The sequence below is a fragment of the Paraburkholderia monticola genome (assembly GCF_001580545.1).
Taxonomy (GTDB): Bacteria; Pseudomonadota; Gammaproteobacteria; order Burkholderiales; family Burkholderiaceae; genus Paraburkholderia; species Paraburkholderia monticola.
Map to the genome: position 1 here is coordinate 189,593 of NZ_LRBG01000036.1, position 15,006 is coordinate 204,598.

The window sequence follows — 15,006 nt, forward strand, 5'->3', positions numbered from 1 at the left end:
GTCGACGGGTTGGAATGGCATCAGACTACGGAGGTGGCTCGTGATGAAAGCACATGCGCAACGTCTCATCGTCGCGCGACTCGGCCTTGCGCTGCTCACCCTGCTGCTCGTGTCGGCCGTGGTGTTCGCCATCACCGGGCTGCTTCCCGGCGACGCGGCCCAGCAGGCGCTCGGCCAGGCGGCGACCCCCGAAGCCGTGGCCGCCTTGCGGCATCAGTTCGGCCTCGACCAGCCCGCGCTGCAACGCTATGTCGTGTGGCTCCTTCATGTGCTCAGCGGCAACTTCGGCACCTCACTGTCGAACAATCTGCCCGTCAGCCAACTGATCGCGACGCGCCTGCCGAACTCGCTGGTGCTGGCCGGTCTCACGGCGCTGGTCTCGGTGCCGGTAGCGCTGACGATCGGTATTTCGTCGGCGATGTTTCGCGGCTCGCTGCTCGACCGCGCACTGAACGTGCTGACGCTTTCCACCGTGGCCGTGCCGGAATTCCTGATCGCGACGATCGCCGTGCTGATCTTCGCCGTCAAGCTGCGCTGGCTGCCGGCGCTCTCCTATCTCTCCGAAGTCAATTCATTCGGAGCGCTGCTGCGCATCTACGCGATGCCGGTGATGACGCTGTGCTGCGTGCTCGTCGCGCAGATGGCGCGCATGACGCGCGCCGCGGTGCTCGACCAACTCAATGCGTCGTACGTGGAAATGGCCTTGCTCAAGGGCGCCTCGCCGGTGCGCGTGGTGTGGCGGCATGTGTTGCCGAACACCATCGGCCCGATTGCCAACGCCGTGGCACTGAGCCTGTCGTATCTGTTCGGCGGCGTGGTGATCGTCGAGTCGATCTTCAACTATCCCGGCCTCGCGAGTCTGATGGTGGACGCGGTGACCAACCGCGACATGCCGCTCGTGCAGGGCTGCGTGATGGTGTTCTGCGCCGCGTATCTCGCGCTTGTGCTGATCGCCGATCTGTGCCAAATCCTCTCCAACCCGAGGCTGCGTCGATGATGAGCCAATCTACCAACCCCCACCACGTTCCTCACGCCACCACGGAGCTATACGACGTGCGGCGTGACGAGGTGGTCGTCGAGCCCGCGCCGGTGGAAGCGGCAGCGCCGAAACACGGCCTGCTCAAACGCCTCGTGCACCGCTTCTCCGTGCTCGGCCTGATCGGCCTGCTGATGGTGTCGTTCTGGCTGCTGGTCGCGTTCATCGGCCCGCTGGTCGCGCCGTATAAGGGCGGCACGCTGACCTCGACAGAAATCTTCGGCCGCTACAGCGCGGCCTATCCGCTCGGCACCGACTATCTCGGCCGCGACATGCTGAGCCGCATTCTCTATGGCGCGCGCTACACGGTCGGGCTCGCGCTCGCCGCGGCGGTGCTCGCCAGCGTGATCGGCACGTTCTTCGGCCTGCTCGCGGCGGTGTCGGGCCGTTGGGTCGATGAAATCCTGAGCCGTCTGTTCGACGCGCTCATTTCGATCCCGAGCAAAGTATTCGCGCTCGTCGTGATCGCCGCATTTGGCTCGTCGATTCCGATGCTGACGATGGTCGCCGCAGTGGCCTACATCCCCGGCGCGTTTCGCATTTCGCGCTCGCTCGCGGTGAACCTGATGGGCCTCGAATACGTGCAGGTGGCGAGGGCGCGCGGCGAAGGCATCTTCTATATCGCGCGGGTCGAAGTGCTGCCCAACATGATTCATCCGATGCTCGCCGATTTCGGCCTGCGCTTCGTGTTCATCGTGCTGCTGCTGAGCGGGCTGAGCTTCCTCGGTCTCGGCGTGCAGCCGCCGAACGCCGACTGGGGTTCGCTCGTGCGCGAGAACATCGGTGGTCTGTCGGAAGGCGCGCCCGCCGTATTGATGCCGGCCGTCGCGATCGCGACGCTGACCATCGGGATGAATCTGCTGATCGACAATCTGCGGCGTCGCAGCCGTGGCCACGGAGGTGCGTGATGGCTGAGCGGGACATGATCGAAGTGAAGGGCCTGAGAGTCGTCGCGGGTGCGGCGCCGGGGCCGGTGACGGAGATCGTCAAGGGTGTCGATTTTGCGGTGAAGAAGGGCGAAGTGCTCGCGCTGATCGGCGAGTCCGGTTCGGGCAAGACCACCATCGCGCTGTCGCTGCTCGGCTATGCGCGTTCGGGCTGCACGATCAGCGGCGGCTCGGTGCGCATCGGCGAGCTCGACGTGTTGTCGCTCGATGCGAAGGGGCGCCGCGCGCTGCGGGCTCGCACCGTCGCGTATGTCGCACAGAGCGCGGCGGCTGGTTTCAACCCGGCGCGCACGATCATGGATCAGGTCACTGAGCCAGCGCTGCTGCATCACCTGATGACGAAAGACGCCGCGCGCGCCAAAGCGATCGGACTGTTCCGCTCGCTCGCGCTGCCCGCGCCGGAAACGATCGGCGAGCGTTATCCGCACCAGGTGTCGGGCGGCCAGTTGCAGCGTCTGATGGCGGCGATGGCGTTGATCACTGATCCGGCCGTCGTGGTGTTCGACGAGCCGACCACCGCGCTCGACGTGACCACCCAGATCGAAGTGCTCGCGGCCTTCAAGAAGGTGGTGCGCGAACTGGGCACCACGGCCGTGTACGTGTCGCACGATCTGGCCGTGGTCGCGCAGATGGCGGACCGCATCGTCGTGTTGAACGGCGGCGCGGTGAAGGAAAACGGTGCGGTCGCGCAGGTGCTCGACGCGCCGGTGGATGCCTACACGCGCCAGTTGCTGGCGGCGACTCGCCGCCCTGAAGCCGCGTTGACGTTGCCGCAAGAGTTCGGCGAACACGTGCCGCCGCTGCTCGAGATTCGCGGACTGTCAGCGGGTTATGGCCGCATCGACAAACAGGGTGCTCCCGCCGTGCGCGTGCTCGACGACGTCAGCCTGTCCATCCCGCGCGGCAGCACGCTCGGCGTGATCGGTGAATCGGGCTCCGGCAAGACGACGCTTGCGCGCGTGGTGGCCGGCCTCGTCGACCGGGCGGGCGGCGAGGTGCTGTTCAACGGCGAGCCGCTGCCCGCGCAAATCTCGCACCGCACCCCGGAGCAGTATCGACAGATCCAGATCGTGTTCCAGAACGCCGACACGGCGCTCAATCCAAGTCGTTCGATCGCCGATATCCTCGGACGGCCGCTCGCGTTCTATCACCATCTGCGCGGTTCGGCCGCGAAGAAACGCATGCTGGAACTGCTCGATCTGGTGAAGCTGCCGGCCTCCATCGCCACGCGCACGCCGGCTGGATTGTCAGGCGGCCAGAAGCAGCGCGTGAATCTGGCGCGTGCGCTCGCCGCCGATCCCGCCTTGATTCTGTGCGACGAAGTGACCTCGGCGCTCGACACGGTGGTGGGCGCCGCGATCCTCGATCTGCTCGCCGAGTTGAGGCGTGAACTGGGCGTCTCGTACATGTTCATCAGCCACGACATCTCCACCGTGCGTGCGATCTGCGACGAAGTGATCGTGCTGTATGCGGGGCATCGCGTGGAAGCGGGGCAGCGCGATGTGCTCGCGGCGCCGCCGTATCACCCGTACACCGGCTTGCTGGTCGATTCCGTGCCGGCGTTGAAGCCCGGCTGGCTCGACGCGCGCCGTGGCATGGTCGCGACCGCTTTGCCGGCGATGGGCGAGAGCGCGGACGTCGCCGAACTGTGCTCGTTTCGCGCGCGCTGTCCGGTACGCATCGACGGCAAGTGCAACATGACGCCACCGTCGCTGAAGAAGCTGCCTTCGGGCGCGGAGATTCTGTGCCACCATCCGGCCGCCGAACTGAACCGTTTGCAGACCGTGGAGGCGACGCCGGTATGAGCGGACGATTTGTGCGCGTCGCGGAAACGGGCCGCAAGACCTTTCCGATTACCGTCGACGGCGTCGAGTGCGAGGCGGCCGAAGGCGACACGCTGATGGTCGCGTTGCTGACCGGCACGGGTACGTTGCGCGACTCCGAGTTCGGCGACGGCCGGCGTGCCGGTTTCTGTCTGATGGGCGCCTGCCAGGACTGCTGGGTATGGACCGCGCAAGGCGAACGCGTGCGCGCCTGCAGCACGCCGGCGGTGCCGGGTATGTCGATCGTCACGAAGCTGGCCGAAGCCGCGGAGGGTGTATGGCCGCGCGCGTAGTGGTGATCGGGGCTGGGCCGGCGGGCGTGCGCGCCGCGCAGGCGCTCGTCGAAGCGGGGCTGCGGCCTGTCGTGGTCGACGAAGGGCGGCGCGACGGCGGGCAGATTTACCGGCGGCAGCCGGAAGGGTTTTCGCGCAGCTACGAGACCCTGTACGGCACCGAGGCTGAGCGCGCCGCATCGGTGCATCAGAGCTTCGATGCGTTGAAGAGCCGGATCGACTATCTGCCGGAAACGCTGGTCTGGAATATTTCGCCGAACATGGCGCATCTCGTGACCGGCACGCGGTATCACACGCTTGCGTTCGACGCGCTGATCGTGTGCAGTGGCGCGACGGACCGACTGATGCCGGTCAAGGGCTGGCACCACGCGGGCACTTACAGCCTCGGTGGTGCGCAGGTCGCGCTGAAATCGCAGGGCTGCGCGATCGGTTCGCGCATCGTGATGATGGGCAGCGGGCCGCTTCTGTATCTCGTGGCCGCGCAGTACGTGAAAGCGGGCGCGCAGGTTGCGGCGGTGCTCGACACCTCGACGCTCATGCAGCGCGTGGTCGCGTTCCCGCGCCTGCTGGCGATTCCGGCCGCGCTCCGCAAAGGCATCGCGTTGACGCGCGTGCTGGCCGGCGCGAGCGTGCCGGTTCATCGCGGCGTGCAGCCGCTCGAAATCAAGGGCACGGCGCACGACGGCGTGAGCTCGGTCGAGCTCGCGCTGGCGAGCGGCAAGCGCCTCGAACTGACCTGCGACGCGGTCGCGCTCGGCTACCACCTGCGGCCCGAGACGCAACTCGCGGATCTCGCGGGCTGTCGCTTCCTGTTCGACGAGGACACGCAACAGTGGCTTCCCCAGATCGACGCCGACGGCCGCAGCAGCATCAAAGGCGTCTATCTGGCGGGCGACGGTGCGCGCGTGCGCGGCGCCGACGCGGCGGAACGCGCCGGCCGGCTCGCAGCGCTGGCGGCTTTGCAGGATCAGGGCATGGCGGTCGAGGGAGTGGAGCAACTGCGCGCCGAACTCGCGCGCTTCACGCGTTTTGCCGCAGGCTTGCGGCAGGCCTTTCCGTGGCCGGCGCAGTTCGCGGCGTCGCTGCCTGACGAGACGATCGTTTGTCGTTGCGAGGCGATCACGGCGGGTGAATTGCGCCGCGTGGTGCGGGCGACCGGCGCTAAAGAGGCAAATCGCGCGAAGGCATTTTCTCGCGTCGGCATGGGCCGCTGCCAGGGACGCTATTGTGGCCACGCGGGCTCAGAAATCATCGCGGCGGCGGCGAGCGTGCCGCTGTCGTCGGTGGGACGGCTGCGTGGCCAGGCGCCGGTCAAACCGCTACCCGTGGCGCTGACGGAAGAAGTGAGCGAGCAGCCGGGCGACGAGGTGATCGAATGAGCGCGACGACCCGCAACGAGGCCGATGTGATCGTGATCGGCGGCGGCATCATGGGAACGACGACCGCGTTCTTTCTGCGCCAGCGCAATCGCTCGGTGATTCTGCTCGAACGCGGACTGACCGGACAGCAGGCGAGCGGCGTGAACTTCGGCGGCATTCGCCGGCAAGGCCGCGCGCTGCCGCAACTGGCGATGGCCAACCGCGCGCTGCGCACGTGGCAACGTTCGGCGGAACTGCTCGGCGAAGATATCGAGTTCCTGCCGTCTGGCCATACGCGCGTGTGCTACCACCAGCAGGACGTAGAGAATTTCGACCAATACGCGATCGACGCGCGCGCCTACGGGCTCGAACTCGAAGTGCTGCACGGCGAGGCCATGTTCAGGCGCTTTCCGTTTCTCTGCCGTGAGGTGCTGGCGGCCTCGATCTCGCCGCTCGATGGCCACGCCAACCCGCGCCTCGCCGCACCTGCGTTTGGCCGCGCAGCGGCGCGGCTCGGCGCGCAGGTGATCGAAGAGACGGAGATCGTTCGTGTCGAAAAGGACGCGGGACGGTTTCGCGTGGAAAGCGCTCGCGGCGATGTTTACTGGGCGGCTCAACTTGTGATCTGCGCGGGCGCATGGGCGAGCCGGCTGACCGAACAGTTCGGCGAAACGGCGCCGCTTACCGCACGCGGCCCGCAAATGTGTGTGACCGAACCGGTGCCCTACGTGTTCAAGTCGTCGATGGGCGTGTTCACGTCGGTGAAGGACGAGAGCATTTACTTTCGGCAGATTCCGCGCGGCAACATTATCGTCGGCGGGGGACCGCCCGGTCCCGCCGATGCAGCGACGAGCCGCGCCTCGGTATTGCCCATCAATACCGTGCGGCAACTCGCGCAGATGCGACGGCTCGTGCCAGCGTTGGCGCCATTGCATGTCATTCGCGTGTGGAGCGGCGTGGAAAGCTATCTGCCAGACAGCGAGCCGGTCATCGGCCCGAGCAGCCAGGTCGACGGTTTGTTCTACGCGTTCGGCTTCAGTGGTTCGGGTTTTCAGATCGGTCCGGGCGTTGGCGAGACGCTGGCGGAACTCGTCGACACGGGCAGCACGGCGATTTCTCTCGACGCGTTCTCCATCCGGCGTTTCGCGAAACAGCAGGCGGTCCGCTCGACCATCGTGACGTCATGAAACAGTCTCTCAGCCTCAGTGCCGCCCGCGCCTTCATCGAAGCTCACTTCGACGAACCAGTGACGCTCGCCCAACTTGCCGCGCTGTCCGCGCTCAGCGTGTCGCGTTTTGCCACGGTGTTCCGGCAGCAATACGGATCGTCGCCGTATCGCTATCTGTGCCGGTTGCGTATCCAGCGCGCGCAGACGCTGTTGCTCGAAGGAGTGCCGGGATCGGTGGTCGCGACGGAGGTCGGTTTCTTCGATCAGAGTCATTTCGGCCGCCATTTCAAGCGTTGCTGTGGGATGACGCCCAGTACGTTCATGAAACGCGCGGCGGCAAATGCCAGCCATGCGGGTGACGGCGGTACTGCTACGCATACGCGGCTTCGCTGACACCCGGAACAGAACGGCTGCCTAGGGGTTGTGGTGCGAACTCAGTAGGCGGGCGAAAAATCGCTCTTTTTTCGGGACCATCAACGAGCCGAAAGAGACACCCGGGAATGTTGGGGTCATGGAGGAGTTCGCGCGCGATGTCAGCCGTGTGCTTGCGCTCGATGTTCGCGATCCTCGAAAGGACGATGACAGCGATCTGCACGGGGCCGGAGCGGCAGGGTAGTTCGCGCGGGTGTCGTCCTCTGCACCCGCTCCATGGATTTTTTGCGCAATGCCTTGTCATGGAGTTTTGTTCCGTCGAGGATCCGCGCTGCAGGGAATTGTCCAGCGCCGCCTAGCGTGGTCGCACGCATACGCCGCCGGAACCTCTGCATCCCGATGAAAACCAGCGTCGAATCGCTTCCAGACTAAAGTCGACGGTCAATCCTGAACAGTAACCCCTGCAATTGCCGGTAGTCATCGTTGCGGTCTGCGTCTCGTGCTGCGCGGAAGATGGCGCCGCGGCGTGGCAATCGCTGCTGCTCCGGAAATAAGCCTCCCGCGAGTTGACCGATTCCCTGCGGCCAATTAGGGGCCGACTTGAGACGTTCGTTAACGCACCGCGTAGGAGCGCTTCGGGTCGTGAAGACTCGTTCGCCGTTCCCGGAAGCCGACGTTCGACAGCATCTCATCGCGAACGACAGCAAAGCGCTGCGGCCGTACGGTGGCTGGACGCTGAGCGTCGGCTATGGCCGAGTCGAACACATAGGCAGTCGGGTAGGTTTCCGGGCCGGAGCGGCCGCTAAGATGGTTGTCCTTTCGCGGCGACGCCGGCACATGTCCGTTGGTTTTGCCCTAGGAGCGCCGCGGTGCAGAGTGGCCGCACAAACCGGGGTGTAGCTCGTTTCGCGCGGCCAGAACCCGCTGCGCTAGATTTCGGTCTGCTCCGAAATCTCAAGCGCGTCGTCGACTTCGATGCCCAGGTATCTGATTGTGCTTTCAATTTTGCTATGGCCGAGTAGCAACTGCACCGCCCTGAGATTCTTTGTGCGTTTGTAAATCAGGGTTGCCTTCGTGCGGCGCATCGAATGCGTGCCATACGCTGTCGGATCAAGCCCGGCGGCATCCGCCCATCGACGAATCATCCGGGCATATTGCCGGGTTGAAAGATGCGGGGACGCCAACAGCCGACTTGGGAAGAGGTACTGCTCCGACCTCAGAGCAGCCTTTCCAAGCCACGCGCCGACCGCCTTCCGGGTCGACTCGGTCAGTTCAAACTGGACAGGGCGTTGTGTCTTTCGCTGAATGACTTGCGCCCTCGCCAGGACCTGATTGCCATGCGTGACATCGCGGACTCGCAGACTGACAAGATCACAACCACGCAGTTTGCTGTCAATTGCAAGGTTGAACAGGGCGAGATCGCGGACAGCATGAGCATTCTGAAGGTAGATCCGGATCGCCCAGACGTCTTTCGGCCTCAGCGGTGGCTTCTGGCCGACCAGCTTGCCTTTGTTCAATGCCTCACGGGGTTGTCCGGTTTTCATGACAGACTCCCACAGGGATGATGAGAGTTTTGTTGTGTTACCCGTCCTCGACGACCGCTTTGGGCGGATTTGATCGAGGTTCGCACCCGGCCCGACCAGGTGTTGCCTTTCAGCGATCTAACGAAGCCTTCACCCGGGCGGCTGGTCTGCATGAGAATGTTGCCCGAAGGCCTACAGGTAATCTTCGGCCATTGCCGTCGTTCGAGTCTCCGTCATGGTCAGGCGGCTGACCGCCGCTTTCCGGCCGTTCGCACGTCGCCGGTCCCGAATGACCGGTCACGCCCGCCGCCGATGTGTACTCGCGACCCAAGCCAGCCAGATAGCATGCGATCAACTCTGTCCGACTTAGGGCAAAAAGCGGACGCCCGTTTCCGGGAATGTCCGCGGGCATTTTACAGACCGGTAGCGCTGCGCGTTTCGCAGTGCGAGGGCCTTTAATGATCGTTTGACGAGTGCAGTCGCTTATAGCGATAGACCGTTTTATCCGTGCCGGCACCCATGGGAAGCCACAATAGCGCCATGTGATAGCTCATATGAGTCCACGTGGTAAGCAGAATGTCGCCGTTGCTATCTAGCCTGACTGAACGGCCAGAAAAGGAATAGTTCGGACCCAATTCGGATCGTGACGATTGCTCAGGAGCGATCCAACCAATAGCTCCTGCTTCGCACGATACCTTGACCAGATTGTTGAATCGGGTTGTCATGTTCCCTAGCTGGGACGTGCCGTAGTAAGTCGTAATCGTGTAGTTGCCGTCAACATTTTTCTGGAAGACAGTTGTATCTGGCGCAATTCGACGACCGTTCGCATCCCTCCTATAGCCCGCGCGCATCGCTTCTGCGGCTTCTATATTCTCCGCGTGGAATATTTCGTCGGCTAGAGGTAATACGCTGGGTCCGTAGCCTTCGACGATTTGACGCACCCTGCCTTCGTAAACGCCACTCACGTCGGGGCATTCGGGTGATAGAACGGCTTTCGAATTGTCGTCAGCGTAGTCACGTGGTTCCGGTGCAGATGCACACCCGCAACACATTGCACACAAGAGAACGGATGCAATCGTCAGAGACATTGAACGAAACGTCATGCCTCCGGCGCGCCCCGGCGTTTCTCGCATGGCCTCCGCTGCGACCCGGGCGCGATCGGCATTGCGTTGCCTTGAAAACAGATAGCCCTTCGTTTGCTCGAACGTCATGCACTCCCCGCCGTATGATTCGATCATCCGCGCATTTTAAACGGCAAGCCTCCACCATCGGCCGAACTAGAACTGAGAGCAGACGATCGCTCATTAAAGGCGAGTGACCGCAGTTGGCCGAGGCTGTGTAAAAACCCCGCGATCGCCTAGACTGAATCAACCTGTTGGCGCGAGAGGCGAAGATGGGGCGATTTGTCGAAGGTGCGGACCGCAATCAGGCAACGCTGCTGCCGGAATGTCTGGACGACTTTATCGCAGAAGACAATCCCGTCAGGATCATTGGCGCATTCGTTGAAGAACTCGAGCTGGCTTCCCTGGGATTTGAAGGGACCATGCCTGCGAACACAGGCCGACCGTCTTACCGCCCCGCAGTGCTGCTCAAGATCTATATCTACGGCTATCTCAATCGCGTGCAGTCGAGCCGTCGCCTCGAGCGGGAGTGTCAGAGCAATGTCGAATTGATGTGGCTGACCGGCCGGCTCTCGCCAGACTTCAAGACGATTGCGGAGTTCAGGCGGAGTAATGGCGAGGGTATTCGCAACGTGTGCCGCCGCTTCGTGATGATCTGCCGTGACCTGAAGCTCTTCACACAGGCGGTTGTGGCCATCGACAGCAGCAAGTTCAAGGCGGTCAACAGCCGCGACAATAACTTCACGCCCAACAAGATTGCCCGGCGTCAGCAGCAGATTGAGCAAAGCATCCAGCGTTATCTGGACGCACTGGAGACCGCTGATCGCACCCAACCAGCCGAGGTAGAAGCGAAGACCGAGCGGCTACGGGAGAAGATCGAGACGCTCCGTGAACAGATGCGCGATCTGGATCACGCAGCGGAGCTTCTGAATGATCTGCCGGAAAAGCAGATCTCGATGACCGATCCCGACTCACGCTCGATGATCTCGCAAGCGAAGGGTACGGGCGTGGTTGGCTACAACGTTCAGGTAGCCGTCGACACCCGACATCATCTCATCGTCACCCACGAAGTCACGAACGTCGGCAGCGACCGGACGCAGTTGAGTCCGATAGCCAAAGCAGCGCGTGAGGCGATGGGCAAGAAAAGAATCAGGGCACTGGCGGACCGTGGCTATTTCAGCGCACCGCAAATCAAGGCGTGCGAGGACGAGGATATTGCGGCGCTGGTGCCAAAAAGCCAAACCTCCGGTGCAAAGGCTGACGGCCGGTTCGATCGGGCCGACTTCATTTACATTGCCAGGGACGACCAGTACCTGTGCCCGGCGGGTCAACGTGCGATATATAGGTACACGTCGTTTGAACGCGCCAATCTGCTGAAACTGCGGACCTACTGGAGCAGTGCCTGTCCGCATTGCCCGCTCAGAAAGCAGTGCACGCCGGCTCCCTACCGGCGCATTCGCCGGTAGGAACACGAAGCGGTACTCGAGAGAATGCAACTCCGGCTGGATCGCCAGCTTGACGCCATGACGATACGGCGTCGAACGGTCGAACACGTGTTTGGCACACTGAAGCACTGGATGGGCTCGACCCACTTCCAGACGCGCAGGCTTGGGTACGTCTCCACTGAAATGAGCTTGCATGTGCTGGCATACAACCTCAAGCGCGTCATCAGGATTCTCGGATTTGCAAAGACATTGCGAGCGATGAAGCTGGCGGGCACGTAATCTCACGCCTGACCGTGCTCGCTGGCATCGCGCAATCAGGAAACTCATAGCGGAACCGCAACTGCGAACACGCGACCTCACCCTTGCTCTGTCGGCCTGCCGGTACAGACGTTTTTACACAGCCTCGGCCATGAAGCGCCACTCGCTGAGACACAATCGTTTGGACTTCCAGATGGCAGCTCCGCATCGCAATCCGCCGCTCGCGTGCCAAAAACGCGCGCCGCATCGTCGAACAATACAAGCGCAGTGACGCTCTCAATCGCGTGGACGCCTTCGCCTGCTCATTAGAATCCTCGGTCGGCCCAAACAGCTGGGTGACATCAAGCGTAAGCTCTGGACCAGTGATTCCGTGCTTGTGTGGGCGAGTCTGTTCAACCTGTTGCGTGAGGGAAGGGGTGAGGGTGGCCGTGGGAAGTGAGGAACCGCTCCCGTATCGAGTCACCGGTTGCTGCAGGCGCGGATTCGTCGGAAGCCCTGCGGCCTCCCCAGACCTGTTGTGCTGGACTGTGTAATCAAGTAGTTCGCGACCAGTGACACAATTCCTTCGGCGGTAAGCATCTGAAAAATCGACGAAGTTTGCCGGGCAACAGGCTGAGCACCCATGGTTGACACAAATCCCGGTGCAGCGCAGACAGTTTTCCTTCGTTCTAACGGTGCGCGCCAGCGTTTTCACTGTTTGCGCCACTGATACGCGGGGAAAACACGTAGAAACCAGGGCGCGTCGTTATACGATGCATCGACAGCTAGAGAAAGCGGACCAGTGATGGAGCCAATGATTCGCGCAACCATGCTGCATGGTTACTTTCAGGTTGCCCGCAGGCATGGGCTGAACCCGCTTGCGCTTTTGCGCGACGTGGGCCTCGACGCCGACGTGCTCGTCCACCCCGAGCATCGGATGTCAGCGGCGGCGGGGTGTAGGCTGCTCGAAATCTCGGCAGAGCGTGCTGGCTGCCCGACGTTCGCCCTGGAGATGGCGGCGGGGCGGCAGGCGCAGGATATCGGCGCGGTCGGCCTTTTGCTTGCGAATCGCCGCACGCTTCGCGATGCCTTGCTTACCGCGGTGCATTACCGCCATGTGCTCAACGATGCGCTCGGTATCTACCTCGAATTCGAGGGCGAGATGGTTGCCATCCGTGCGGAGGTGATTTCAGATGCGCCACGACAAACCCGGCAGGCCACTGAGTTAGGCCTCGCGGTGCTGGCGCGCATTAGCGCGGCGCTCCTCGGTCCACAGTGGGAACCCCACAGTGTGAACTTTACGCACGCGGCCCCCGCAGATACGGGCCCGCACGTCAGCTTCTTTGGCTGCCCGGTCGACTTCGACAGCGAGATCAACGGGATCTTCTGTAAGGCGGCATTGCTGGATCTACCGAATCCCACGGCCGACGGAGAACTGGCGCGTTACGCCGAAACCTTGGTGAAACCGCTTGACGACGCGGTGCCTGAGTCAGTCGCGCTTGAAGTCCGCAAGATCCTCACGTTCCTCCTGCCGCTCGGGCAGGCATCTGTATCGGATGTCGCCGAGGCGCTGCACAAGAGCCGCCGTACCTTGCAGCGGCAGCTCCAGGCGGAGGGGCTCGACTACTTAAGCCTGCTCGATGAGGTGAGGCATGACCATGTGGTGCAGCACCTGGCGCACACCCGCCATTCGATCGGGCGCGTGGCGGAACTGCTGGGGTTCTCGAGGCAGGCGTCATTCACCCACTGGTTTGTCGAACGGTTTGGGATGACGCCGCGAGCATGGCGCGCACGTCCTGAGGCATCTGAGGGACAACGCTGATCAGTGGTCAGCGTAGATCCGTTTTCGGGCGGCAAGACGACTCGTTCGGATCCGATGGCGCAGGTCGCTCGAGGTGAATAATTGACACGGGGCTTGACAAAGACCCTCGTGATGGGCCGGTTGTCAAAACGGAAAAACCGGCTCACGCTAAGGTCATACGCCACGCACTGACACCCGTGCCGATGCGCGAAGCTGACGAAGGGACAGGAACAGGGACATGAGCCTGGTCGATTATCAACTAATGGAAGTGGCAAGCGGCAAGGCCGTGAAGATGTGGACGCAGGGCGTCGCGATTGAGGAAGCGGCTTGCCGGCAACTGAGAAACACGGCCCGCATGCCGTTCGTGTTCAGGCACCTTGCCGTAATGCCGGACGTGCACGTGGGCAAAGGGGCGACGATCGGCAGTGTGATTCCGACACAAGGCGCGATCATCCCGGCGGCGGTGGGCGTCGATATCGGCTGCGGAATGATGGCGGTTCGAACGACGCTGACGGCCGCGGACCTGCCCGATTCGCTTTCAGGCGTGCGCGGCGCGATCGAGCGCGCCGTGCCGCACGGCAGCGCGCAAGGGCGACGCGACCCGGGCGCATGGTCGCGTCCGCCACCGGCCGTCGACGACGCCTGGAAACTGCTGGCGCCCGGTTTTCAGCGCATCGTCGACAAGAATCCATCCCTCGCGCGCACGAACAACCACGCGCATGTTGGCACGCTCGGCACCGGCAATCACTTCATCGAGGTATGCCTCGACGAGGATGACGACGTCTGGTTCATGCTGCACAGCGGATCGCGCGGTGTGGGCAATGCGATCGGGAGCCTGTTCATCGAGCTGGCTCAGGCCGACATGCGTGAACACCTTGCGACTCTTCCGGACAAAGATCTCGCGTACTTCAAGGAAGGTAGCCGGCACTTCGACGACTATGTTGAGGCGGTCGGCTGGGCGCAGGAGTACGCGCGCCGCAACCGTGAGGTCATGATGAGTGCCGTGATCGGTGCGGTGCGCATGACTATCGGCAAACCCTTCACCATCGACGAGCACGCGGTGAACTGCCACCACAATTACGTGCAGAAGGAACGGCACTTCGGCGCCGACGTGTTCGTGACGCGTAAAGGGGCGGTGTCGGCACGGGTGGACGAGTTCGGCATCATTCCTGGTTCGATGGGCGCGAAGAGTTTCATCGTGCGCGGTCTCGGCAATGAAGAGAGCTTCTGCTCATGCAGTCACGGCGCCGGGCGCGCGATGAGCCGGAAGGAAGCCAAACGGCGTTTCACGGTCCAGGATCAAATCAGGGCGACGGCGCACGTCGAATGCCGGAAGGAGGCGGGGGTCGTCGATGAAATTCCAATGGCCTATAAAGACATCGACGCCGTGATGGGCGCGCAGCGGAGCCTGGTCGCGGTGGTTCATTCGCTGCGTCAGGTGGTTTGCGTGAAGGGTTAGGCTTTGACTGGCTTGCGACGGTCAGTCGATTCGTAGGAGGTGGATATGGCAACGGCAATCATCACCCCGAGGAATAACGGTCCGTATCACATCAAAGGTGATTTCACAATCACGACGCAAGGGGGCAGGCAGATTCAAGTCGACAAAGATGAGGTCTGGCTCTGCCGTTGCGGGCACTCGAATAACAAGCCGTTTTGCGACGGGTCGCATCGGAAGGGAGAGTTTAAGAGTGATCTGGATGAGGGGGCGGGTAAAGAATAGATCTGCGCCGTCGCGGGACGAGCGTGAATGAACGAGCCTTCCCGTTTAGGGTTATTTGTATTCGATGCCTGCCCCATTCACATTGCTCCGGCGGGCAGGCATCGAATAAGCCTAAACGGGAAGGCTCGTTCATTGACGTGAGAAGTGCCATTCGCCGACGAC

Annotated in this window: 12 protein-coding genes and 1 pseudogene; 11 read left to right on the top strand and 2 right to left on the bottom strand. The window is 62.7% G+C overall.

Features of this window, described 5'->3' with window-relative positions:
* Positions 1–43 precede the first annotated feature (43 nt).
* The 7 genes from CI15_RS23930 to CI15_RS23960 are packed head-to-tail and all read left to right on the top strand — an operon-like array spanning position 44 to position 7,018.
* The gene (locus CI15_RS23930; protein ID WP_062132108.1) at positions 44–997 is read left to right on the top strand and encodes an ABC transporter permease; all 954 of its coding nucleotides are present in this window, start codon (positions 44–46) and stop codon (positions 995–997) included.
* Positions 994–1,944 carry an ABC transporter permease gene (locus tag CI15_RS23935; protein WP_062132111.1) on the top strand — a complete coding sequence of 317 codons (951 nt, stop codon included), beginning with the start codon at positions 994–996 and terminating at the stop codon, positions 1,942–1,944. The genes CI15_RS23930 and CI15_RS23935 overlap by 4 nt, the downstream gene beginning before the upstream one ends.
* Positions 1,944–3,788, top strand: a complete 1,845-nt coding sequence (locus CI15_RS23940) for an ABC transporter ATP-binding protein (protein ID WP_062132113.1) — start codon at positions 1,944–1,946, stop codon at positions 3,786–3,788. The genes CI15_RS23935 and CI15_RS23940 overlap by 1 nt, the downstream gene beginning before the upstream one ends.
* The gene (locus CI15_RS23945) at positions 3,785–4,099 is read left to right on the top strand and encodes a (2Fe-2S)-binding protein (RefSeq protein ID WP_062132117.1); all 315 of its coding nucleotides are present in this window, start codon (positions 3,785–3,787) and stop codon (positions 4,097–4,099) included. The genes CI15_RS23940 and CI15_RS23945 overlap by 4 nt, the downstream gene beginning before the upstream one ends.
* Positions 4,084–5,478 (top strand): FAD/NAD(P)-dependent oxidoreductase, encoded by a 1,395-nt coding sequence (locus tag CI15_RS23950; protein ID WP_062132120.1) that lies wholly within the window; start codon positions 4,084–4,086, stop codon positions 5,476–5,478. The genes CI15_RS23945 and CI15_RS23950 overlap by 16 nt, the downstream gene beginning before the upstream one ends.
* Positions 5,475–6,644, top strand: coding sequence for an NAD(P)/FAD-dependent oxidoreductase (locus CI15_RS23955; protein ID WP_062132123.1), 1,170 nt, complete (start codon positions 5,475–5,477; stop codon positions 6,642–6,644). The genes CI15_RS23950 and CI15_RS23955 overlap by 4 nt, the downstream gene beginning before the upstream one ends.
* A complete protein-coding gene (locus tag CI15_RS23960; protein ID WP_062132126.1) occupies positions 6,641–7,018 on the top strand; it encodes a helix-turn-helix domain-containing protein in 378 nt (125 codons plus the stop codon). The genes CI15_RS23955 and CI15_RS23960 overlap by 4 nt, the downstream gene beginning before the upstream one ends.
* A 908-nt stretch (positions 7,019–7,926) precedes the next feature.
* On the opposite strand, the gene CI15_RS35650 is transcribed toward CI15_RS23960, so the two are convergent.
* Both CI15_RS35650 and CI15_RS36680 read right to left on the bottom strand, forming a co-directional pair.
* Positions 7,927–8,541, bottom strand: coding sequence for a tyrosine-type recombinase/integrase (locus CI15_RS35650; protein WP_075643766.1), 615 nt, complete (start codon positions 8,539–8,541; stop codon positions 7,927–7,929).
* A gap of 434 nt (positions 8,542–8,975) precedes the next feature.
* A complete protein-coding gene (locus tag CI15_RS36680) occupies positions 8,976–9,731 on the bottom strand; it encodes a hypothetical protein (protein WP_153041178.1) in 756 nt (251 codons plus the stop codon).
* Between the two features lie 182 nt (positions 9,732–9,913).
* On the opposite strand from CI15_RS36680, the pseudogene CI15_RS23970 reads away from it, so the two are divergent.
* The 4 genes and pseudogenes from CI15_RS23970 (at position 9,914) to CI15_RS23985 (ending at position 14,844) form a co-directional block, all read left to right on the top strand.
* Positions 9,914–11,365, top strand: a pseudogene (locus CI15_RS23970) (IS1182 family transposase).
* Between the two features lie 772 nt (positions 11,366–12,137).
* Positions 12,138–13,145: an AraC family transcriptional regulator gene (locus tag CI15_RS23975; protein WP_338152557.1), complete on the top strand. Its 1,008-nt coding sequence runs from the start codon at positions 12,138–12,140 to the stop codon at positions 13,143–13,145.
* A gap of 217 nt (positions 13,146–13,362) precedes the next feature.
* Entirely contained in the window at positions 13,363–14,583 is a 1,221-nt protein-coding gene (locus CI15_RS23980; protein ID WP_062132132.1) for an RtcB family protein, read from the top strand.
* Between the two features lie 45 nt (positions 14,584–14,628).
* The gene (locus CI15_RS23985; RefSeq protein ID WP_062132134.1) at positions 14,629–14,844 is read left to right on the top strand and encodes a CDGSH iron-sulfur domain-containing protein; all 216 of its coding nucleotides are present in this window, start codon (positions 14,629–14,631) and stop codon (positions 14,842–14,844) included.
* The last annotated feature ends 162 nt before the right edge of the window (positions 14,845–15,006 follow it).